The 21756-nt window shown below is 49.0% G+C and carries 19 protein-coding genes; 13 read left to right on the top strand and 6 right to left on the bottom strand.

All coding sequences use genetic code 11. The features are described 5' to 3' along the window. Nucleotides 1-199: 199 nt before the first annotated feature. The 3 genes from G451_RS0112245 to G451_RS0112230 all read right to left on the bottom strand — a co-directional run bounded on the left by G451_RS0112245 (nucleotide 200) and on the right by G451_RS0112230 (nucleotide 4045). Nucleotides 200-1798: a sigma 54-interacting transcriptional regulator gene (locus G451_RS0112245; RefSeq protein WP_027184494.1), complete on the bottom strand. Its 1599-nt coding sequence runs from the start codon at nucleotides 1796-1798 to the stop codon at nucleotides 200-202. 869 nt (nucleotides 1799-2667) lie between these two features. Beyond that, nucleotides 2668-3267, bottom strand: coding sequence for an IMP cyclohydrolase (locus G451_RS0112235; RefSeq protein WP_027184493.1), 600 nt, complete (start codon nucleotides 3265-3267; stop codon nucleotides 2668-2670). A 205-nt stretch (nucleotides 3268-3472) separates the two neighbouring features. Continuing rightward, entirely contained in the window at nucleotides 3473-4045 is a 573-nt protein-coding gene (locus tag G451_RS0112230) for a tetratricopeptide repeat protein (RefSeq protein WP_027184492.1), read from the bottom strand. Nucleotides 4046-4614: 569 nt separating this feature from the next. Here G451_RS0112230 and flgB point away from each other — a divergent pair. From flgB to G451_RS0112190, 8 genes are read left to right on the top strand one after another with little or no spacing between them, the layout of a single operon-like run. Next, the gene (flgB, locus tag G451_RS0112225) at nucleotides 4615-5025 is read left to right on the top strand and encodes a flagellar basal body rod protein FlgB (protein ID WP_027184491.1); all 411 of its coding nucleotides are present in this window, start codon (nucleotides 4615-4617) and stop codon (nucleotides 5023-5025) included. 15 nt (nucleotides 5026-5040) lie between these two features. Further along, nucleotides 5041-5478, top strand: coding sequence for a flagellar basal body rod protein FlgC (flgC, locus tag G451_RS0112220; protein WP_027184490.1), 438 nt, complete (start codon nucleotides 5041-5043; stop codon nucleotides 5476-5478). Nucleotides 5479-5504: 26 nt separating this feature from the next. Continuing rightward, on the top strand, nucleotides 5505-5831 hold the full coding sequence (gene fliE / locus G451_RS0112215) for a flagellar hook-basal body complex protein FliE (protein WP_027184489.1): 327 nt from the start codon (nucleotides 5505-5507) through the stop codon (nucleotides 5829-5831). Between the two features lie 40 nt (nucleotides 5832-5871). Beyond that, nucleotides 5872-7500: a flagellar basal-body MS-ring/collar protein FliF gene (fliF, locus tag G451_RS0112210; RefSeq protein ID WP_027184488.1), complete on the top strand. Its 1629-nt coding sequence runs from the start codon at nucleotides 5872-5874 to the stop codon at nucleotides 7498-7500. A gap of 3 nt (nucleotides 7501-7503) precedes the next feature. After that, complete coding sequence (gene fliG / locus G451_RS0112205; protein ID WP_425387500.1) at nucleotides 7504-8517, top strand: flagellar motor switch protein FliG; 1014 nt, start codon at nucleotides 7504-7506, stop codon at nucleotides 8515-8517. After that, nucleotides 8504-9316, top strand: coding sequence for a FliH/SctL family protein (locus G451_RS29105; RefSeq protein WP_051261435.1), 813 nt, complete (start codon nucleotides 8504-8506; stop codon nucleotides 9314-9316). Before fliG ends, G451_RS29105 begins: the two co-directional genes overlap by 14 nt. A gap of 17 nt (nucleotides 9317-9333) precedes the next feature. Further along, complete coding sequence (locus G451_RS0112195; RefSeq protein WP_027184486.1) at nucleotides 9334-10665, top strand: FliI/YscN family ATPase; 1332 nt, start codon at nucleotides 9334-9336, stop codon at nucleotides 10663-10665. A 53-nt stretch (nucleotides 10666-10718) separates the two neighbouring features. Then, nucleotides 10719-11630 carry a transposase gene (locus G451_RS0112190; protein ID WP_027184485.1) on the top strand — a complete coding sequence of 304 codons (912 nt, stop codon included), beginning with the start codon at nucleotides 10719-10721 and terminating at the stop codon, nucleotides 11628-11630. A 51-nt stretch (nucleotides 11631-11681) separates the two neighbouring features. Here G451_RS0112190 and G451_RS0112185 read toward each other — a convergent pair whose 3' ends face one another. Then, nucleotides 11682-12308: a hypothetical protein gene (locus G451_RS0112185; RefSeq protein ID WP_027184484.1), complete on the bottom strand. Its 627-nt coding sequence runs from the start codon at nucleotides 12306-12308 to the stop codon at nucleotides 11682-11684. A 151-nt stretch (nucleotides 12309-12459) separates the two neighbouring features. Here G451_RS0112185 and G451_RS29100 point away from each other — a divergent pair, with 151 nt between their 5' ends. Genes G451_RS29100 through G451_RS0112165 form a run of 4 tightly spaced genes read left to right on the top strand, consistent with a single transcriptional unit; the run spans nucleotide 12460 to nucleotide 18332 of the window. Further along, complete coding sequence (locus G451_RS29100) at nucleotides 12460-13920, top strand: two-component system sensor histidine kinase NtrB (RefSeq protein WP_034642015.1); 1461 nt, start codon at nucleotides 12460-12462, stop codon at nucleotides 13918-13920. Beyond that, nucleotides 13917-14519 (top strand): XTP/dITP diphosphatase, encoded by a 603-nt coding sequence (locus G451_RS0112175; RefSeq protein WP_027184483.1) that lies wholly within the window; start codon nucleotides 13917-13919, stop codon nucleotides 14517-14519. Before G451_RS29100 ends, G451_RS0112175 begins: the two co-directional genes overlap by 4 nt. Before the next feature lie 41 nt (nucleotides 14520-14560). Continuing rightward, nucleotides 14561-16384 carry a glutamine--fructose-6-phosphate transaminase (isomerizing) gene (gene glmS / locus G451_RS0112170; protein WP_027184482.1) on the top strand — a complete coding sequence of 608 codons (1824 nt, stop codon included), beginning with the start codon at nucleotides 14561-14563 and terminating at the stop codon, nucleotides 16382-16384. Nucleotides 16385-16421: 37 nt separating this feature from the next. Next, entirely contained in the window at nucleotides 16422-18332 is a 1911-nt protein-coding gene (locus G451_RS0112165) for an N-acetylmuramoyl-L-alanine amidase (protein ID WP_051261434.1), read from the top strand. A gap of 318 nt (nucleotides 18333-18650) precedes the next feature. On the opposite strand, the gene argJ is transcribed toward G451_RS0112165, so the two are convergent. Further along, nucleotides 18651-19835, bottom strand: a complete 1185-nt coding sequence (argJ, locus tag G451_RS0112160; protein WP_051261433.1) for a bifunctional glutamate N-acetyltransferase/amino-acid acetyltransferase ArgJ — start codon at nucleotides 19833-19835, stop codon at nucleotides 18651-18653. A gap of 26 nt (nucleotides 19836-19861) precedes the next feature. Beyond that, nucleotides 19862-21124 carry a radical SAM family protein gene (locus G451_RS0112155; RefSeq protein WP_027184479.1) on the bottom strand — a complete coding sequence of 421 codons (1263 nt, stop codon included), beginning with the start codon at nucleotides 21122-21124 and terminating at the stop codon, nucleotides 19862-19864. Nucleotides 21125-21249: 125 nt separating this feature from the next. Between G451_RS0112155 and G451_RS0112150 the strand changes: the two genes are divergently transcribed. Continuing rightward, nucleotides 21250-21696, top strand: coding sequence for an RrF2 family transcriptional regulator (locus tag G451_RS0112150; RefSeq protein WP_027184478.1), 447 nt, complete (start codon nucleotides 21250-21252; stop codon nucleotides 21694-21696). Nucleotides 21697-21756: the final 60 nt, after the last annotated feature.

Here is a 21756-nt window from a genome sequence, read left to right as displayed (position 1 = left end):
AGAGGAATAAAACAATTTTTTACCAAATAAAATCAAATAGATACAAAACAACAAAGCTTCCAATAAACATATCTTACTTCTCACGTCTCATTTTCTTGAAAGATTGAGCAATCAACCCAGTGGCAACCTTTCGTGCCAACTCAAAATATACTTTTTCATTAACTAATTATTTTTATTTATATTTTATTTTGGAACGAAATCATTCCAGTGGTTCATTTTCATTCCACTCTATATTGTATTTTTTTATTTTATTTAACAGAGTTGTATGAGAAACTCCTAAAGATCTTGCTGTCTTTCTTATACTCAAATTTGCTTCAAGTGCTTTTTGGAGTAATGCTTTTTCAAAGTCTGCAACTTCTTTCCGTAATCCTCCTGAAAGTACTTTTTCTGAATCCTGAATCCCATCAAAAGACGAATTTCCTTGCAATTCATGACTGAAAAGTATGAATTCGTCCTGGATAAAACTTTTCTTACAAAGAATTGCAGCACGCTCTACTACATTTTTCACTTCCCGAACATTCCCAGGCCAATCATGATTATAAAGTTTGTCCATCGCTTCCTGGGAAAAACTATGACACGGAATATCCAGCTTTGCCTTTAAGCAATCCAAGAAATATTTAGCCAGTAAAGGTAAATCAGACATTCTATCACGTAAGGACGGTATATACAGTGGGAGAATGTTTATCCTATAATAGAGGTCACGACGAAAACGCTTCTTCTCAACTTCTCGTCCCAGATCCCTATTTGTTGCAGTAATAATGCGGGCAGATATTGGAACTTCATTCTCTCCACCAATCCTTCGTACTTTGTTTTCCTGAAGAACTCTGAGAATCTTCACTTGAGACGACAAAGGCATGTCACCTATTTCATCAAGAAAAACCGTTCCTTCCCGAGCCACCTCAAACAATCCCAATTTTCCTTCTCTTTTTCCTCCTGTAAACGCACCGCGCTCATAACCAAACAGCTCACTTTCTAAAAGCTGTTCTGGCAATGCAGCACAGTTAAGAGCAACAAAAGGCCCCTGCCTTCCACTTTCTGTATGTATTGCTCTTGCAAAAAGCTCTTTTCCTGTTCCACTTGCACCTTGAATTGAGATAATTGAATCCGTTTTAGAAATAGTTTGCGCCATTCGAATAGAGTTCAAAATCGCTGGATGCTGTCCAATAATGCTATAGAAATCAATTTCATCTTTATTTGATAGTGTCTTCGCTAATGTTCGAATTGTTTTTATGTCTTTTGATATCTGAACAGCTCCCAACACTCTTCCGCGAACATCGCATATTTTTTTTACAGAAGAAAAAAAATGCATATTCCCTTTTGTCGTACTAATTATCTTCTTTACATCTTCGAACTCTCCACCACTCAAACATTTTAACAAATCAACATCACCTGGAATAATATCCTTTATACTCCTCCCTATGACATCCTGATCCCCGCCGGTATACATTTGCGCAGCAACTTTATTAATCGTTTGCATCCTTCCATATGCATCAATAGATATTATTCCATCGCTCATATTGTCTAAAATGGTTTTAAAACGATTTTCACTTTCTTCGCGAGGAAGTGTATTGATGAATTTGATATCGAGTATATGAGGTATACGTACTAATGATTTAAATAATTGCCGAATGGCATCAATGCTTCTGATGGAATGTATCTCTGCAAAAACATTTGCAAGCCCTTTTTTTACAACAACTTCAATAGATTTTATGTTCATATCCATGCCAGCAACAACTCTCGATATGTCAGCGACAACACCAACTCTATCTTCAAATATCAACTTTATTTTTACTTGCATGAAGTTCTCTCCGTATCACATATAAAAAGAAGTAGTTGGCACATAAAGACAACGACAAGTTCATACCATACATCATTCAGAATGATTTCTTATAAAAGAAAATAACAATTATCATCACGACAATAAAATCGACACTAAACGAACAATAAACACCTCATCTTTCCGACATATGAACAAAGAATACACTTCAACATACGATAAGCAACAGACAATAAACCCATTTAATGGTCAATATACATCAGATTTGTAGACCACAGTGTATCGGACACTTTCAAAATGCATCCTTAAAGACGCCTGTAATATCTTCATGCTTCACTCGGTCGGCCTTCGGGTAATTATCCCATCATTATCAAGCAACCAAGTATCAAACATCATGCCACGAAGAGTCCGTTTCGTTGTTTTAATCCCCTTTCAATGATCCGACGTGGTCTACTCGACCATGGGGTCATAAAAAAATGATTCTAGCCAGCAAAGTTCCTCTGCCTTGTCGGAAGCAGATATGTATACCGCTAACGACATCATCCAAGCATTCATGACGGGAAAAGAATTCGAAACAGCAGAGTATCTTCGAATTATCGCAAATCGGATATATCGAACAATAAACGAATACCAATCCCAAAAGGATTGCTCCGTGACGTTTCTTTAGGATTTAATTCGAGAGATGAAGGCTATGAGCACAGCTCTACATGGCATGAGCGGGCTACGAAGCTCCCTTCCAAAAAACAAGTGTATTTGGATGCTCCAGACCTCAGCATTATATGCACACCAACGATGGGGGATGTGACGCGGGCATGAAAAACAGATCGTCGTCGACACTAAAAAGAAAACACATCCGGGAGTGTTCATTTTCTCCCGGATGTGTTTTGAGTTCACGCGTCAGTCGAACTCAGATAATCCGTGATCATGGCATCATATTCGGCGGTCAAGGCGAATGTTTTGGTGGCCATGTCTTTACGGAGCTTGAGGGAAGCCGCGAAGTCATTCGCGTCGAGGTCGGCTTTGATCACATCATATGTCTCGGGGCCGGGAGCGACCAGCATGCCGTGAAAATTTTTGGCTGCAGCACGCAACATGGTCGGTCCGCCAACATCAATTTGTTCGATGGCTTGTTTCAACGGCAGTTTATTGGCTTTCGCCTGGGCAAAATTATATAAATTGACGCAGACAAGATCAAAAGGCCGCAAATTGAATGACTCAAGGGTCGTCAAGTGTTCCGGATTGTCTTTATCCGCTAACACACCAGCGTGAATGTTGGGGTGCAGTGTTTTCACACGGCCATTGAGCATTTCAGGGAAACCGGTCACATCACTGACCGAGATGACGTTCAATCCGGCGTCGAGCATTTTTTTCCGGGTTCCTCCGGTGGAAACCAACTCAACACCGTTGTCTTGGAGATAACCGGCAAATTCAACTAAGCCGGTTTTGTCGGTGACGCTCAAAAGAGCGCGTTTGATAGGCAAAAATTCCATGGATGCCTCGCTTTTTCACGAGGCGATGCCAGATTCATGACGGCTTGGCAAGCCCCCAGCGCATCCTTGCGCACATCCACAGGGCCGGTCCTTGGCACAATTACATCATTTCCCCGTTTTATTTTGATTCTTGGCCTGCTTGCATCCGCCCTGCATGTCAGGCCAAGAATCAAATGGGGAGGGGATATGTGATCGACGCTGTCTGTTATGCAGCGTCGGCTGCAACGTATTGCATCAACTCCGTCGCGGCAGCATGGCCGGGTTCGTTTTCAAGAATGTATTCAAGTTGTTGGCAGGCTTCTTCGACTTCGCCCAAGCTCACCAAACAACCGGCCAGCGAGAAACGAATGTCATTTTGAAGCGGATCATTCTGCAGGCAATCGCGCAGATGCGGAATGATACGTTCCAGGTTATTGTCCATATGTCCCAAACGGACCAGGCCGAACAGGGCAACATGATTTTCCGGATTCAACGTAACTGCCCGGGAAAAATTAATATAGGCTTCATCAAGGCGTCCGCTTTCAAGCTCAATCAAAGCCATGCCAGCAAGGGCGCGGTCATTTTCTTCGATCTTGCTTGCCTTCACGTACAGGGCATATGCCTTATCCAAGTCGCCAAGCTGCACGGCAATAGTAGCAAGCCCGAGATATGGTTCAGCATGAACACCGTTACTGGCCACGGCCTTCTTGTAGTATTCTTCAGCCTTGTCCATTTCGCCCATGAAAAGATAGCATTCGCCGAGTTCTTTATTGATTTCGTAATCGAGATGACCGCTCATAATATAACCCCTGTGTTGCTAAAGATGCTCCCGGAGTATCTTCACCAGGCTTTGGCATCTTTACTAATCCCTTGCCATGTACCGGGAAAAAATTCTCATCCCGGGTCCCCTTCCATTAACACGCATCCCTTATAAGGTTTCTGCAGGCTCCACCGAACGGTTCCAACGCAGAGGGCGGAAGGAATACGCAGTTGCCTAGCTTCAAGCAGAAAGCGTGCCATCCCCAAAGAAAAACACCACATCGAGAAAAAAACATGTTCTTCGGTCTCTATTTATACAACAATAACAAGAGATTAAAAGAACACCCCTCTCAGATTTCCCACCAATTTTTTGTTCTCTCTCCCGGCAGGACTTGCCGCCAGACCGCCAATGCGCCGACCTTCTCCAGAAGAGGAAAGCGTCAATACAACAACGCTGCCACCTCTCCCCTTTTTATCAATATTAAAAATTAATACTATTATATCAATCAATTATACAGAATGGTACACAAGTTGCTTTATACCAGCCAACCTGCCTCTCACGCTCACATCCAGCCGGCAGGGAATGAAGAAACTTCCAGGAGCTACGACATGAAAACTTTTTTTCCTTCGGAAATCGGCCTGACAAGCAAGGTTCTCGACATCCGACTTGATCGTCAAAACATTGTCATGTCCAACCTGGCCAATGCGGACATCCCCCAATACAAAGCCCGCCGTATCGAGTTCGAAGAAGAGCTTCAATCAGCTCTGGGTCGAGATGCTCGCGGCAAAATGACACAGACGACCAAAGAACACATGCCCTCCGTGTTCAACCCGAACACGTTTGAAGGCGAATTCGAAGAGAAATGGAAACCCAGAGCTGTTGCCGGTGCCGATGCCGTGGATCTGGACAAAGAAATGACCATCATGGCGAAAAACACCTTGATGTACGATGCACTGACTCAGGTGATCAAAAAGAACTTCGAAGGCATGAAAAACGTCATTCAGTCTGGCAGCAGATAAGGAAGGGTAAGCATTATGGATTTCATGACAGCACTCGATATCGGCGGATCGTCACTGTCTGCTCAGCGCACAGCCCTGAACGTGACGTCGATGAACCTGGCCAATGCCAAAACAACCCGCACGCTGCAGGGTGGGCCATACCAACGTAAGACGGTGGTCTTCGAATCGACCCCTGTTGATACCCCGTTCTCTTCCGCCATGCAGACTGCCATGGATCGTGACACTCACGGAGTCAAAGTTCTCGGCATTGTCAACGACGACCGGCCATTTCGCATGCAGTACGAACCGGGGCATCCTGACGCCGATGAAAACGGCTATGTGGCCTACCCCGACATCAACGTCATCGAAGAAATGGCCAATCTTATCAATGTTTCTCGCAACTACGAAGCCAGTGTAACGAGCATCCAGTCGGTTAAACAGATGTTCAGCAAGGCTCTTGCAATCGGTCGTTAACCAACGAAAGAAAAGGGAGAACCTCCATGCCCATCTCGTCCACCGCACTCAATGCCTACAAGGCTGCTATGTCCCAGGCCCGCAGTATCGAAAATAAAGTCGATAGAAGTCTGGCAACAACGCCTGCTCCTCGGGAATCATTTTCCCAAACGCTCCAGAATTCGCTCACGAACGTGAACGATCTCCAGTCGAACAAAGCTAACATGATCGAAGCGTTTGCCTCCGGGGAAAAACAGAACGTGCATGAGCTCATGATCAGTCTGCAAAAAGCCAGCCTGGCCATGGAAATGACGACAGCTGTCCGTAACAAGGCTCTTGAGGGATACAAAGAACTCGTCAAAATGCAGTTCTAGGTCCATATATCACTAACGATTTGAACGCCGGAGATTATCCATGCCTTCCTACCTTGCACAGACCTGGGAAAAGGTTGCCCGCTTTTGGTCCGATCGTACCATGGCCCAACGAGTTCTGGTCGCTGGCTTGGCCACCTCGGTCATTCTTGCCTTTTTCGTCATGGTCTACTTTCTCAATCAGACCGACTATAAAGTATTGTATTCCAATCTCGGTCCTGAGGACGCAGCCAAGGTTGTGGAAGCGCTCAAGGCGGACAAAATCAACTTTAAATTGGAAAATGGCGGTACCACTGTCCTTGTTCCGGCCGACATCGTCTATGAAAAGCGTCTTCAAATTGCCGGAGAAGGCAATCTCGTCGGCAGCGGTATCGGATACGAAATTTTCGATGAATTGAAAGTTGGTCAAACCGACTTTGTACAGCACATCAACTACCAGCGCGCTCTGCAAGGCGAGTTGGCACGAACCATCTCAGAATTTCCTGAAGTCGAAAAAGCGCGTATTCACTTGGTTTTACCGAGTAAAAGCCTGTTCATCGAAGAGCAACGCCCTGCTACGGCGTCTGTTGTTTTGACGCTTGTCAAAGGCAAGAAGCTCAATCCCAAGCAAGTCCAAGGTATTGTCAATCTCGTAGCAATGTCTGTTGAAGGCTTAAGCCCCGACAACATTACGGTTACCGACACAACCGGCCAGATTTTGTTCCAGCCCAAGGGAACGGATACGATTGACGGCATGACGTCGACACAGCTCGAGTACAAGACCAACTTGGAAAGCACGCTGGAAAATCGGATTGAACAACTGCTCACTCCCATCATCGGACCGGGGCGTAGCATTGCTAAAGTCAATGCCGACCTCGATTTCAATCAGCGTACGATCCGGAAAGAAATGTACGATCCCGACGTGTCTGTTGTGCGAAGTGAGCAACGTAGCGAAGAAAGCGCGCGCGGCAGCGCAGCGGTTGACGCGGCAAACGCCGGTACCGGCGCAGCAGCAGCCCAGACCAATAATTTCCAAAATAGCGGTTTCAGCGGTACGGAATCCACGTCTCAGACCACGCGAGAAACGCGCACCACAAACTTTGAGCTCAACAAAGAAGAACAGAACATCGTCACGGCGGTGGGTGACATCAATCGCCTGAGTGTCGCCGTCATAGTCGATGGCACCTACGAGCAAAAAGAAGGTACGTCTGAGTATACCTTCATCCCCCGCAATGCTGAAGAGCTGGCTCGCATCAAGCAAATCGTTGCCAACGCCGTCGGCATGGATACGGCACGCGGTGATAGCGTCGACGTCTCCTCGTTCTCCTTCGGCGAACCCGATATCTACGTCGAACCCAGCCTGATGGCGGCGATGCTCGAATACGCTCAACGCCTCGGCAAGCCTTTCCTCAACGGACTCTTGATCTTCCTCTTCCTCATCCTCGTCGTCCGCCCGGTCGTCCTGGCGCTCATTCGCCCCCGTGTGGCCGAAGAAGATGTGGAAACGCTGGAACGACTGCCCGAAGGCGAGCGTCGCATCGCCTTGGCCGAGCCCGAAGAAGAAGAACTTGGCCTCATGGAAACCTCCAAGCGTCTTGACAATGCCAAGCTGCTGGCACAACAGTTGTTTGAGTCTAACATGGACCAGGGCATTACCGTTCTGAAAACATGGCTCAAACAGGAGGCTGCTTAAACCGTGCCGCCACAAGTGCAATCCCAGTATACCGGTCCCCAGAAGACAGCAGTCCTCTGCCTGGCCTTAGGGGAAAAGTTTACCGGTGAAGTATTCAAACGCCTCGATCGATCTGAGATCGCCCGCATCTCCAAAGCGATGCTTGAGATCGATTCGATACCCAAGGAGGACGTGGAAGATATCGTCAGAGAATTCAACGAGACCATGCAATTCGGCCAGGAAATGATCATGGGTGGCCCCGAACAGGTGAAGCGCATCCTGACCAAATCTTTGGACGGAGACACGGCCAAGTACATTATGGATTCCCTAGAAATCGATACCGGTCCGACCCCGTTTCAGGAACTCGAAAACGTGTCACCGAGAATTCTGTCCCAGATTCTGCGCAACGAGCACCCGCAGACCCTGGCCCTTATTCTCGGACACCTTCACCCGGATCAGGCAGCCGAACTTGTACAAAGTCTGCCTGGCGGTGTGCGCTCGGAAGTGCTCATGCGCTTGGCCCGGCTGGAAGCCGTGGCCGAAGACATGCTCCTCGAAGTGGACAAGGTGCTGCAAAGTCAGCTTATCGCCATGGGTGGGAAAGAAGGCAAGAAAGTCGGTGGTGTTCCGTCCGTCGCCGAAATCCTCAACGCCGTCGATCGTGCGACTGAAGAGGAAGTTCTGTCGGAAATCGAAGAAGAATCGTCGCAAATGGCCGAAGATATCCGCAACCTCATGTTCGTTTTCGAGGATATCAAGGCGCTGGACGATCGTGCTGTTCGCGAATTGCTCAAAGAAGTGTCCAACGACGAATTGACCTTGGCTCTGAAGGGCGCCAGCGAAGAACTCAAAGAAAAGTTCTTCAAGAACCTGTCCGAGCGGGCCTCCACGATGATTGCGGAAGATTTGGAAATCATGGGCCCTGTCCGGTTGGCCGATGTGGAATCCGCTCAGCAAAACGTGGTCAAGGTCGTCAGACGCATGGAAGCCGAAGGCAAGATAGCTATTGGCCGAGGAGGTGGCGATGTCTTTGTCTAATACGACCGAAATAGAAAACAGCAATCCTATTCTGGCTTCAGGTCGAGTCATTTTAGGTCTTGGCTCCAACGGTCCAGAAGAAACCAGTGTTGGTCAGCTTGAAGGCAACCATGGTCCGCAGTACACAGACGCAACCGCTGCAGAATTCTTTGAGCGTGTCCGTGCCAAAGCGACAAACAAAGCCAAAGCAATCATCAGCCAAGCCATGGCCGAAGCGGAAAAAATCAAGCAAAAAGCCATGGAAGACGGATTTGCCCAAGGCATGAGTCAAGCTGAAGAGCAGGCTGCACAGCAGATTCAGGACATGGCGGATGCTTTCGGGCAGACATTGACCGAACTTCAGTCCCAACGCGTCAATTTATGGAATGAGTATCATCAGGACTTCATCACCCTTCTTCGGTTAGCCGTGGAAAAAACACTGCATCTCCAACTGGCTGAACATCGCATGGATATTTTAGGTCATCTTCTTGACCAGTCGTTGGAGGTCATTGATTCCCGGACCGAACTTACCATCAAGGGACATCCCGACGACGTGCCCGCTTTGACCGACCTGCTCGGCATGGCCACGCAAGCACGACCGGGGCTGAAGAATTGGCGTGTCAAAGGTGACCCGAACATTCATCCTGGTGGCGTCCTCATCGAAAGCGGTGAAGGCATGGTCGACAACTCGATTGAAGGACGTTGGGCCATGGTCGAACAGATTCTCAGCCAGCTCAGCGTTGATGACGATACCCCCGAGCAGGCTCCCCCGGTTGAACACGACCAGGAACCAGAACCGGCACCAGAAAACGGCGAATAATGCATTAAGGCTGTATCATGCTCAACTTGCAGGCCATTACCAATTTGATGGAAGATCTCGAACCGGCGCGCACCTATGGCAAGGTGAGCAAGGTCGTCGGTCTTATTGCCGAAGGCCAAGGCATTAAGGCGCCTTTGGGATCGGTATGTCATCTGCTGCCCGACGACTCCGGATCAACGCCGATTGCGGCCGAAGTGGTCGGTTTTCGCGACGGTGCCTGCTTGTTCATGCCATACGGTGATATGCGCGGTATCAGTCCGGGATCGCTCATTCAGAACTCAAGTTCGCCTCCGCTTATTCCGGTCGGACAGCGCTACCTCGGACGAACCATCGATGCTTTCGGCAATCCCATTGATAAAAAGGGACCGATCGTACCGAGACGCTACTATCCGATTTTTGCTGACGCTCCGAGTCCGCTCGATCGTCCTCGGATCAATGCACCACTTGATGTGGGTGTACGAGCCATCAACGGTTTTTTGACACTCGGGAAGGGGCAGCGTGTAGGGATCATGGCCGGTTCAGGTGTCGGAAAATCGACGCTCATGGGCATGATTGCACGGAACACAACGGCCGATATCAATGTGATTGCGCTTATTGGAGAACGAGGTCGCGAAGTCCTCGAATTCATGGAGAAAGACCTTGGACCTGAGGGTTTGGCGCGCAGTGTGCTTGTCGTGGCGACGTCCGACCAAAGTCCATTGATTCGTATTCGTGCAGCCTATGCGGCAACAGCTGTTGCCGAATTTTATCGCGACCAAGGAGCGGACGTGATCCTGATGATGGATTCGGTCACACGCTTTGCTATGGCCGGTCGGGAAGTTGGATTGGCCGCCGGTGAACCTCCGACGACACGCGGGTATACCCCAAGCGTCTTTGCTCAACTGCCGAAATTGCTCGAGCGAGCCGGCAAAACAGAATCGGGATCAATTACCGGCATTTATACGGTACTTGTTGACGGCGATGACTTCAACGAACCCATTGCTGACAGTACACGCTCTATTCTGGACGGACATATCGTGCTGACACGCGACTTGGCTGACCAAGGACATTATCCGGCAATTGATGTTCTGCGCAGTGTCAGTCGTTTGCGCTCCGATGTTACGCCAGAGAATGTCGTCAAAGCGGGCCGAAACCTCGTGAAACACCTGGCAACATTTAAGCGCGTGGAAGACATGGTCAACATCGGGGCATACGTCCGCGGCAATAATCCGGATATCGATATTGCCCTCGATATGCACGGCCCCATCACGACGTTCCTCCAACAAAGTGTAGACGAACGCCAGACGATGGAAGAAACATTCCAAGGTCTGCTCGACCTGGACCAAAACCAAAGCCAACAACAGCAATAGGTGCAGTCAGGCAAGCAAAAAATGGGGACAGGCAAAATTTTGGAGACGCAATAATGGCACGAATGATACGACTTCTTGTCGAAGACAGACCCACCATTTATCATGTCATGTCGCGGACTGCTCTTGACGGATATCCACTCGGTGCTGTGGAAAAAGACTATCTACTGAGCTCTTTCAAACGATTTTCTGCGCTTTATTTTGCCGAAATTTTAGGCTTTTGCATCATGGGTAATCATTTTCATCTGCTCGTACGCATGATGCCAGCCGAGATGATTGACGACAACGAGATGGATCGCCGTATTCGTCATGCTTTTGGCCCCGATGCTGTGATAGCTCCTGCTCTTCGAGAGCGACTTCGGCTTAAATGGTCGCGTCTTTCCGAATTCATGCGAGAAATAAAGCAAACATTTTCACGTTTCTACAATGCCAGGCATCATCGTCGTGGATATTTTTGGGGCGACCGCTTCAAAAGTGTGATTATTGAGGACGGTCGAACAACCATCCATTGCTTAGCCTATATCGATCTCAACCCCATACGTGCTGGCCTCGTTCGTCGACCTGAAGATTACCGATGGTGTTCCATTGGCTATCACCTTCAATCCAACAACGCCGATGCGTTTCTTTCCACCGATTTCGGGTTGGAGGACGATCACCGCAACACGCGAGATCGTTTACGTCTCTATCGACGCTTTCTCTATGAACATGGTCAGGAGGCTTCACCCAAAGGGCCGGGGATTTCAACTCGTCTTGTCGAAGAATCGGCCAAATCCGGATACGAATACTCCGTCACCGACCGTCTTCGTCTCCGATCCCGTTGGTTTACAGACAGCGGTATTCTCGGATCACAAGCCTTTATCACCGAACTCATCCAAAAATTCGATTGTATTAAAAATCGAGTCAAGTCCCCCAAGGAGATTGATGGACTTGACTTTTTCGCACTCAAACGATTCAACGAATCACAGTGATATTAGGCCATTCCTTCTTTGACTACCCGGCCATGGTGTCGTTGTGTTTGTTTATGATGAGGTAGCGATCAGTCCTAGCCCTGTTTCGATGAGGTTATATGCTGTCGGGAACGTTGTATTCGGCATCAAAGTGAACGACGCCGGTGTCGTCGCGCTCTGGAACAACGAGGCCAATGTTGTTATATCTCCATCGTATGCGGTATCGATACCCTCTTGAACCATTGTTCCAATACCCTCAGGCAACACGTCAACCAATGTTTCACCAACAGAATTGACGATTTCATTGACAATCGGCGAAACAGTTTCTTCAGCGGCAAACCCGAATTCAACCGACTCGACCATGGTTTTGACTGTAAAAACAGTTTGGGCGGCGTCGATAACAAGGCTTTCGTATGCCGACTCAGGTTCGGCATTGCTCAAATTGAGAATGAACTCCATGTCGGCGTTATACACATCAGCAAACTCCGGAGAAGGATCGCTGTACCCCGTTGACGCATCATGGATCATGGCTGCGGCATCAAGACCACTCACCGGCAACAGACTGAAGTTGCCTCCATCGAGCCCAGGTCCGACATAGTTGCCGAATATGGCTGACTGGCTTATGGCTTCGCCAATCCCGGCAGGATCCAAAAAGGAAGAGATGGTGTCTGTCATGTCGCCAAAATTGAATGCGTCCATAATGATTTCCTTCTTTTCGTTTGTTTATTTTTCATTCCTTAAACCTGTGCTCTCGTCAAGATGGGGTTAAACGGGTTCGGCGGATTCACGGTGACACCACTTGCTTCAGAGGACAAGCCTCGGTAAGGTATTCTAAACGGGTGAGGGACGAATGACGAACGAAAAGACACAGAAGAAAGAATATCGGGTCGGCATCGTCGGAGACGGACTCTTAACCCGAGCCATGCTCGAAATCCTGTGGAAAGAACGTCCCGGTGGAGTCTTCAACAAAGTACGAGTGGTTGGGATTGTCATCCCCAACGCTCAAGCACCTAATATCGACATGCTTCGCTTGGACGTGCCCGTATATACTTCCAAAGAAGATCTTCTTGCCTGTCATCCCGATCTCGACATCCTTTTTGATCTCGAGATGGATAAATCAGGAACCGTGGGACATGCCGGAGTCAGCCTCATAGATCAAAATGCCGTCACCTTCCTCACTGAACTCTTCGATGACGAGCCCGTAGCCGAATCTTGCCAAATCGACTTTTCTCGCACCCGCACACTTCTCGACACCATTGTTGATGAAATAAAAGACGAGATTATCCTTCTTGATCCCAAAGGTCTCATCATGGACCTCAACAAGGTGGCGTATTCGCGTACAGGAAAAGATCGCAACGATTTCTATGGCAGATACATATGGGAAGCGTTCGACGCATTTCCCAATTTCTGCACGTTACCGCGCGATGATGTCCAACTTTGGAGTGCTGTGGCCCATGATCAACGTGGCGAGGAAGTCCAAAGCCAAGTCGATCCTGACGGGCGCATGCTCTATTTCAAAGTCTTTGCGTATCCGGTCAAAAACACATCGGGTGAACTCGGCAATATTGTCATCCTCCGCCGCGACATCACCCAACGGACGTTTATGGAGCATCGGTTGCAAAAAGCGGAACGCCTCGCCGCCATTGGAGAACTCTCGACATTCATCGCCCATGAAATTCGAAATCCCTTGTTCGCCATTGCCGGATTTGCCAACTCACTTTTGCGAAGCAATACCCTCGTCGATAAAGACCGTGAAAAGGTCGGCATCATCATAGAAGAATCAAATCGACTGGACAAAATCCTTAAAAGCATTATCAATTTCGCTCGTCCGACCCAAGGCACCACAGGAGAAGTCGAACTTGCCACGCTCATTAAATCCACAATGGATATCATGAGCATGTCATGTAAAAAACAAGACATCGAAGTATTTGTCGAACTTCCCGACAAAATTCCCAATGTTAAAGGGGATGCGGAACTTCTCCGGCAATCGCTTATCAACCTTATCAAAAATTCCATGGAAGCCATGCCCGATGGCGGAACCATTATTGTTTCCGTCACGACTCAACGGGATATGGTGCGAGTTACCGTCAAAGATACAGGTCGAGGCATTGAACCTGACCACCTCGATCAAGTCTTCAATCCATTCTTCAGCACCAAAGATCAAGGGTCCGGTCTCGGATTGCCCATGATCAAAAAAATCCTCGACGATATTGGTGGAGGAATCGACGTGAAAAGCCGCGTCGGTGAAGGAACAACCATTACCTTGACCTTGCCACCGTATTTCGCCGTTCCCGGGAAGAAAACAATATGACAGCGCATACCATCGTGCTCGCGACTCGAAATAACGGAAAAATCGCTGAAATTGAGGCGCTCTTGTCCGATTTCAACGTTGTCGTCAAAGGCCTTGGCGACTATCCTGAAATCGGTGAAATTCCAGAAACGGGCACAACGTTTGCTGAAAATGCCCGAATCAAAGCGTGTGCCGTCGCCCAAGCCACCGGCCTCGTGGCTTTAGCCGACGATTCCGGACTGGTTGTCGATGCCTTGGACGGAGCACCAGGAGTCTATTCCGCTCGATTTGCCGGCGAAACGGCATCCGACGATGACAACAATACGAAACTTCTCAACGAGTTGAAAAACGTTCCCGATGACCAACGCCAAGCCCGTTTTGTTTGCGTGCTTTGTGCGTGTCGCCCTGATGGAGAAACGCTCTTTGCAGAAGGCTTCTGGGAAGGCGAAATTTTACGCGATCTGCGTGGCACGAATGGTTTCGGCTACGACCCGCTCTTTTACGATCCAGCAGCCCAAAAAGCCTCCGCCGAAATGACTCGAGACGAAAAATCGAGTCGAAGCCATCGTGGACAGGCTCTCGCTGCACTCAAAACACAATGGCTGACATTTTTCGTCTAAACCAGAGTTCGCCGGAACAACGACGGAGGGGTTGACAATATATGTGTGGAATCATTGGATATTGTGGACACAGACCGGCTGTATCTGTACTTGTTGAGGGACTGAGACGACTTGAGTATCGCGGATATGACTCGGCAGGCGTGGCATTTTTGCAGCATAACGGGCTGGAGGTCGTTCGCGCCGCCGGGAAACTCCATGCGCTTGAAGAAAAATTGGCCGAACTCAATGTCTATCAAGCGACATCCGGGATAGGCCATACGCGCTGGGCAACCCATGGTTTACCCACAGAACGCAATGCGCATCCCCACTGCGACCCCGAACGACGATTAGCACTCATTCATAATGGTATTTTCGAAAATTACCAGGAACTCCGTGATGAACTCGCAGCAGAGGGCGCACAATTTTTGTCTGAAACAGACACGGAAGTGTTTACCCACCTGCTGGCGCGCGAATTAAAAAAAGAAAAATCCTTCAAGAAAGCCTTCTCTTCAGCCTTATCACGCGTTGAAGGCGCCTATGCGCTTGTTGTGGTAAGCCTGGATCATCCCGGAACGCTCTTTGCCGCACGCAAATCCAGTCCTCTCGTCATGGGTGTCGGCGAAGGGGAAAACTTTCTTGCCTCGGACATCCCAGCGTTTCTGCCCTACACTCGTGATGTCGTTTTCCTTGAAGATGGGGAGATGGTCCAAATCGATGCCCACTCCTGGTCCGTTTTTGATGTCGCCACCCTTGCGCCCGTTTCCAAAAAAACCACCCATATTTCGTGGGATCTGCAAGCTGCGGAAAAAGGGGGTTATAAACATTTCATGCTCAAGGAAATCTTTGAGCAGCCTCGTGTAATTTCCGATTGCATGACCGGTCGTGTGGATGCTTCGACGAAGAAGGTTTTACTTCCCGAGCTTGATGACATTCCGGTTCCGGAGAACCTTTTTATCGTCGCCTGCGGCACCTCATTCCACGCTGGTCTGTGGGGAATGTACCTCCTTGAGTCGTGGTCCAAAATCCCGACGCGCGTCGAAATCGCCTCAGAATTTCGATATCGAAACCCGATTCTTCACAAAGGTGATGCCGTTTTGGTTATCAGCCAATCCGGTGAAACCGCCGACACGCTCGCTGCAATCCGCCTTGCCCGAGAATGCGGTGCCTACGTGATCGGGTTGTGCAATGTGGTGGGATCAAGTATTGCCAGAGAATCTGACTGCGTTGTCTATACACAGGCCGGACCGGAAATCAGTGTCGCTTCGACCAAGGCCATGTGTAGCCAACTTGTTGCTTTGACGTTGGTGGCTTTGTCGTATGCCGAGAAGAAAGGCACGCTGGATGAAAAGGAACGTCAGCAGTTGCTACAGTCTTTGGCTGAAATTCCCAATCGTCTCGAAAACGCCTTGCCATCCATGCGTACATACGCGCAAATGCTTGCACGCATGTACTCCGAAGCACGGAGTTTTATGTTTCTCGGACGAGGCTTGTCGTATCCCTTGGCGCTTGAAGGCGCACTCAAGCTGAAAGAAATCTCGTACATCCACGCAGAGGGACATGCCGCAGGAGAAATGAAACACGGTCCCATTGCGTTGATCGATCCGAAGTTTCCGACGTTTGCACTGGCACCATGCGACGAGCTTTACCCCAAAGTGAAATCAAATCTCGTGGAAGTTCAGGCCAGAGGCGGAAAGATCATTGCCTTGACACATCAGGGATCAGACTTGGTCGTAGACAATGCATGGGAAATTCCGAGCACCAAAGGACCGCTCGACACGTTTTTCATGCTTCCCGCACTCCAACTTTTTGCTTATGAAATGGCGGATTACCTTGGAAAAGACGTTGACCAGCCACGCAATCTCGCCAAAAGCGTCACAGTTGAATAACCATAGCCCATACCGCCTGCTGAAGGCGGCGCTGGTCATGGTTATTGTGATAGTCGCCTGTGCGACTCCGCTTTTGGCAGCTTCCCCTAACGCTGTATATCGGGCGGCGCTTCTTGATTTTCGTCGGCTCATCAACAACGAGAAAGCTGCCTCCAAACGAGAAAACTGGCTCGACTTGGATAAACGGCTCAATGCGCTCTACAAGATGGACAAGACCGGCCCGACAGCGCCCAAAGCGCTCTTTTATCGTGGCTGGGTCTATCAGGAGTTGGCCGATCGTTCCCACATCAAGAACGATTATCTCCAGGCCTTAACGTTTTACCAACAAATGGCGGACCAGTTTCCAAAGCATACGTGGACAGATGACGCGCTCTTTCGCAAAGCCGAAATCTACTCGAACAAGCTTCATGAAGACGATGTTGCCAGACTCGACCTGGAACGTATTATTCGCTCTTACAAACGCGGCGACCGATACGACCGAGCGAAAGACATGCTTGCCAAACTTTCCTCGTCGGGAACACAGGACGACGAGGTCGTCATAGCATCGAGCGAACGTCTCTTTTCACAACATGCCGCGTTGTTGGATTCATTGCCTCCCCTCTCGGAAAAAGAGCAGGCAACCTCAAGAAAACCCGCGTATCTGACAAGTATTACGAGTGTCAGCGGAAGCGATTACACGCGTGTTATCCTGAACGTCGACCTCCAAACCAAATATCGATATCAGTTACTTCCACCGTCCAAAGACGCGAACAAACCGCGTCGGCTCTACATTGATTTGGACAACACCCGTCTTGGCAGGGGGATAAGAAGTAACACCGTCGTGTCCGATGGTATTCTCAAACGCATCCGTGCTGGCCAAAACACGCCGGAGATAACGCGTATTGTCCTCGATATCGATTCTATCGACAAAAAGCATGTCTTCACGCTGGATAACCCCTTCCGCGTAATTCTTGACGTCTATGCCGATGAAAATGTCGTTGCCAAGGCCAACAGCTCCACAAAGACAGGGTCACGCGTTGTTGCCAAGGTCAGCACGCCGTCAAAAGCTTCCTCCAAAACATCATCGACATCGAGCACAAAGTCTTCACGCTCATCATCTGCAAGTAAGTCAAAAACAAAAAACTCCACACAAACGGCCAATCGTTCCTCTTCCTCCGTACGCCATAGCGTTCGCAAACCGGCAAAATCAACGGCGCGACATGAACCCTACAAACTTCCTCCAGGAAGCAAACAGCAAGCAGGAGAACTGCTTGAACAACTTGGGTTGACCGTAGATACTGTTATGATTGATGCCGGGCATGGCGGCAAAGACCCCGGCGCGCAGGGTCTTTATGGAATTAATGAGAAAGACATCAATCTCAAATTCGCCAAAATGCTTGGTGCATTATTACGCAAAAAAGGATTCAAAGTTCTCTACACCCGGACGACGGACACCTTCATTCCTTTGGAAAAACGCACAGCCCTGGCGAACAAAAACAAGGCTGATCTCTTCGTTTCGATCCACTGCAACGCCCATTCGGATAAACGCAGTTCCGGTATTGAAACATACTCTCTGAACCTGGCAAGCTCGAAGCGAGCGGTACGCGTTGCAGCTCGGGAAAATGCCGTTGACCCGCGCAAAATTAGCGATCTTCAGTTTATCTTGACGGACTTGATGCTCAATTCCAAAATGCGCGAATCACGTGACCTTGCGTCAAGTGTCCAGACGAATGCCGTTAAAACAATCAAACGGAAGTACTCCATTCGTGATCGCGGTATTCAAGAAGCCCCATTTTACGTGCTCATGGGCGCTAAAATGCCATCGATCCTTGTTGAACTCGGGTATGTCACCAACCCGGGAGATGCCAAACACCTAAAATCCAGAACATACATGCGACGATTAGCCGTAGGTTTGGCCGACGGGATTTCGGCCTACAAACAGCGTATCGAACGATACGCCAAGCTCTAGATGTTTATCGTTTATGTTGAACAACTTGAAATTCCGACAGATATACCGTTCATTTCAAGTCATACTGTAACCATTTAAAGTTTTTGAAGATTATTAAGAAACTTTTTCCAAAAAGTTTCTTAATCCGCCGGAGGCATTCTTCCGTTTCACTGAAAAACGCTCTAATTCATTACCCCCCCAATACATTCAAGGCGTCGAGAGAATCCACCTCTCGACGCCTTTTCATTACGGATGGGCCAGGATGACTCCCGCCACCAAATATGCGCACAGGGAAAGGGAAAACAAAGCCCCCCTCTTCAGATTCTTACGCGTTTGTCGTTATGTCGTATATTCCCCATTAATTTTGACATACTCAGCAGAAAGATCGCAGCCCCATACGGTGCATTCTGCGTCTCCTGTTTGCAGGCTCACATGGATATATACGGTATCATCCATGAGAAGACGTTCAAGTTGTGTGAGGTCAGACGCTGAGACTTTCCGGGGAAAGACCTCCGTAGAACCGAAACGAATAATGGTCCGCTCAGGAAGGATATCCAACTCATCTTCGCATTTCCCGATGGCCATGGCGATACGCCCCCAATTCGGATCTGCCCCATGAATCGCCGTTTTGACCAACGGAGAATTCACAATGACTTTCGCAACCTTCTTGGCTTGACGCTCGTCGCGAGCCTGATCGACATGGACTTCAATCAATTTCGTTGCGCCTTCACCATCGCGAGCGATTTGTTTGGTCAAATACAACGCGATGTCCAGTAATGCAGCTTCAAAGGCAACATTATCCACAGGCCCGGCCAATCCATTGGCAAGTATAGTTGCCGTATCGCTGGTTGATGTATCCGTATCGACACTGACACAATTCAAAGTCTTATTGATCACGCGTCGAAACATAGCATCTAACACGTCACGCTCGATTGCGGCATCGGTAAAAAAGAAAGCCAGCAGCGTTGCCATATTGGGTTCGATCATGCCGACACCCTTGACGATACCGACAAGAGCAGCATTCCCGACTTGTATTGATGCGTATTTCGGCACCGTGTCTGTCGTCATGATGCCATGTGCTGCATTGATGAAATCGGACTGTGCTGAAGCCTTCGAAAGGGTACGCACACCAGCCAAAATTTTGTCCATAGGATATGGCCGTCCAATCACTCCCGTCGAGCCAATCAGCACATCATCGCTTTGTATCGCCAGTCTGTTGGCAACCTCGTCGATAATGGTTCGTGTATCGGCTTCACCCTGCTCTCCATTGGCAACATTTGCATTTTTTGAAATGGCAACAATTGCCTGGGCACGGCCATTCTTGATATTTTCACGGCTGCGGGTAACACTTGGGCCTGAGAATCTGCTTTGTGTAAAGACGCCAGCGGCATTGCATTGTACATCGGAAAATATACACACAAAATCTTTGGTATTGTCCTTAACACCGACATTTAACACGATACAGTGAAACCCTTGTGGGATATGCTGCAATGATTGCGTATTTCCCTGCAGTTGAACACTCATCGGTATGTATTCCTTTCCGTGTTCTCTTAACCAAGCCACGGGTTAAAATATCCGAAAGCCAAATCCGGAGCCGACGCCTTGAGTCGCTTCATGAAATTCCCAAGTCCCATTGGGGCTCGCTGACCTGATAAAGTCGTGTTGACGAGATTCATATACATGTCCGGATCAAGATTGAGATTGCGCATTTGAATGAGATCGACGCGCTTATCCGCAATGAGCGGTTCCAACGCCTCCAGTTCATCCTCGGTGTCGGTCACTCCCGGAAAAAACAAGAGATTGAGAGAAACATACACCCCACGCTTTTTCGCAGCATCAATGGATTCCAGGACATGCTCAAACCGATAGCTCGGATTGTGATAGGCCATATAGAGCGATTCCCGTGCGCTGACCATGGTCACGCGCATGGAAGACAACCCGACATCACCCAGTTCAGCCACAGCTTCAGGAATACCGGCATTCGTGTTCACGTTGATTGTGCCTTCACGCGATGTTTCGCGATAGCGCTTTGTTGCTTCAACCAATAGAGCTCCTTCCGTCAAAGGATCCCCTTCGCAGCCTTGACCGAAAGAAAAAATAGGGCGTGGCTCACTCGCAGCATGTTCAAGCATAAGGCTCACCACTTCTTCAGGCGTCGGCGTAAAAGAAATACGGTTCTGCGTTGACGGAAAGCCCGCGCTTTTCGGTTGGAGAGAAATACATCCCAAACATTTTGCATTACATGCCCGTGATGTTGGCAACGGTGCTTCAAATCGACCCAACGCAAGGTTGCGTGCTGCCGGACAGCATGAGGTCAATGCGCAGCCTGCCAAATGCTCAACCAAACGATTCTCCGGCAATGCACGGCGTAAACGGGCCACGCCTTGACGAATGCGTTTTTTAGGAATGCCGGTGAACACCTGCCGCATATCCGTATCGGTACGCGTGGCGCAGACGTAAATCCTGCCATTGGCATAACCGGCCGCACCGTATGCAAAAAGTGGCAATGTTGGAGCATCGTCCTGTGCAACGTACGCTGTTGTCCCAGACAACGTATGCCCTGGACAGACAAACGCTGCGACGGCATTCTCTTCAATCTGGACTGTTTGACCGGTTTCCGGGTCCAACCCCAGCGCATGGCGTCCCGGCAAAAAGAACAGATCGGATTCTTCAGGGAGAGCAATGAGTTCGTCCGGCCGGGGCAAACCGATCTCATTCCCCCGCCTGGTCAGCATGAGCAAATCAGGATGATCGTAAATGGAGCCATCACTCTCGGCAAAGAGCAAGCGGGGACGGATTTTTTTAGAAGCCATGGCCAAATCCTCAGTTAGGTGTTTGACGAGAAATATTTTCGTATCGTATTGACATTTCCCTATGCCAAGGGGATAAATTATTCATACTTTGCGCGTCCACAACGTGACCAAGAAGGGGGAACACTTTGAGACTGTCAACGCGAAGCCGCTATGGAGCCAGAATGGTTCTCGACATCGCCATTCATGGCACAAACGGACCAGTCCGTATTCACGAGATTGCCGAACGTCTCGGCGTCTCGGTCAAATACCTGGAAAAACTTGTCCGCATACTGAAAACCCACCGCTATATCACAAGTAAACGCGGCCCCAAAGGAGGCCATGTTCTGTCTCGACCAGCAGAAGATATTTGTGTCGGCGAAGTCGTCCGTGTACTCGAAGGAGAATCCGGACTGACCCATTGCTCTCAAAACAGCGAAGCGTGTCCGCAAATCGACGGATGCATCATGCATCGGGTCTGGACGCAGGCCAGCCAAAGCATGTTCGCCAAGCTTGATTCCATCTATTTTGACGAGCTTGCCGAGCAATCCCAAGAAGTTGGCTCATCCAGCGTATTTCCCTGCGAAAAAGTGTAGTTTTTTTCGTACGACAAAAAGAAAGCGGAACCGTGGAGACCACAGTTCCGCTTTGAAATA

The organism is Desulfovibrio inopinatus DSM 10711 (genome assembly GCF_000429305.1).
Taxonomy (GTDB): domain Bacteria; phylum Desulfobacterota; class Desulfovibrionia; order Desulfovibrionales; family Desulfovibrionaceae; genus Alteridesulfovibrio; species Alteridesulfovibrio inopinatus.
The sequence above is the reverse complement of the archived record's forward strand: the minus strand, read 5'-3'. Positions and strand labels throughout refer to the sequence as shown.

What these genes read in the sequence shown, in the direction of transcription:
- G451_RS0112245 (WP_027184494.1), bottom strand. Translation starts at nt 1,798, where the DNA reads ATGCAAGTAAAAATAAAGTTGATATTTGAAGATAGAGTTGGTGTTGTC.
- G451_RS0112235 (WP_027184493.1), bottom strand. Translation starts at nt 3,267, where the DNA reads ATGGAATTTTTGCCTATCAAACGCGCTCTTTTGAGCGTCACCGACAAA.
- G451_RS0112230 (WP_027184492.1), bottom strand. Translation starts at nt 4,045, where the DNA reads ATGAGCGGTCATCTCGATTACGAAATCAATAAAGAACTCGGCGAATGC.
- flgB (WP_027184491.1), top strand. Translation starts at nt 4,615, where the DNA reads ATGAAAACTTTTTTTCCTTCGGAAATCGGCCTGACAAGCAAGGTTCTC.
- flgC (WP_027184490.1), top strand. Translation starts at nt 5,041, where the DNA reads ATGGATTTCATGACAGCACTCGATATCGGCGGATCGTCACTGTCTGCT.
- fliE (WP_027184489.1), top strand. Translation starts at nt 5,505, where the DNA reads ATGCCCATCTCGTCCACCGCACTCAATGCCTACAAGGCTGCTATGTCC.
- fliF (WP_027184488.1), top strand. Translation starts at nt 5,872, where the DNA reads ATGCCTTCCTACCTTGCACAGACCTGGGAAAAGGTTGCCCGCTTTTGG.
- G451_RS29105 (WP_051261435.1), top strand. Translation starts at nt 8,504, where the DNA reads ATGTCTTTGTCTAATACGACCGAAATAGAAAACAGCAATCCTATTCTG.
- G451_RS0112195 (WP_027184486.1), top strand. Translation starts at nt 9,334, where the DNA reads ATGCTCAACTTGCAGGCCATTACCAATTTGATGGAAGATCTCGAACCG.
- G451_RS0112190 (WP_027184485.1), top strand. Translation starts at nt 10,719, where the DNA reads ATGGCACGAATGATACGACTTCTTGTCGAAGACAGACCCACCATTTAT.
- G451_RS0112185 (WP_027184484.1), bottom strand. Translation starts at nt 12,308, where the DNA reads ATGGACGCATTCAATTTTGGCGACATGACAGACACCATCTCTTCCTTT.
- G451_RS29100 (WP_034642015.1), top strand. Translation starts at nt 12,460, where the DNA reads ATGACGAACGAAAAGACACAGAAGAAAGAATATCGGGTCGGCATCGTC.
- G451_RS0112175 (WP_027184483.1), top strand. Translation starts at nt 13,917, where the DNA reads ATGACAGCGCATACCATCGTGCTCGCGACTCGAAATAACGGAAAAATC.
- glmS (WP_027184482.1), top strand. Translation starts at nt 14,561, where the DNA reads ATGTGTGGAATCATTGGATATTGTGGACACAGACCGGCTGTATCTGTA.
- G451_RS0112165 (WP_051261434.1), top strand. Translation starts at nt 16,422, where the DNA reads ATGGTTATTGTGATAGTCGCCTGTGCGACTCCGCTTTTGGCAGCTTCC.
- argJ (WP_051261433.1), bottom strand. Translation starts at nt 19,835, where the DNA reads ATGAGTGTTCAACTGCAGGGAAATACGCAATCATTGCAGCATATCCCA.
- G451_RS0112155 (WP_027184479.1), bottom strand. Translation starts at nt 21,124, where the DNA reads ATGGCTTCTAAAAAAATCCGTCCCCGCTTGCTCTTTGCCGAGAGTGAT.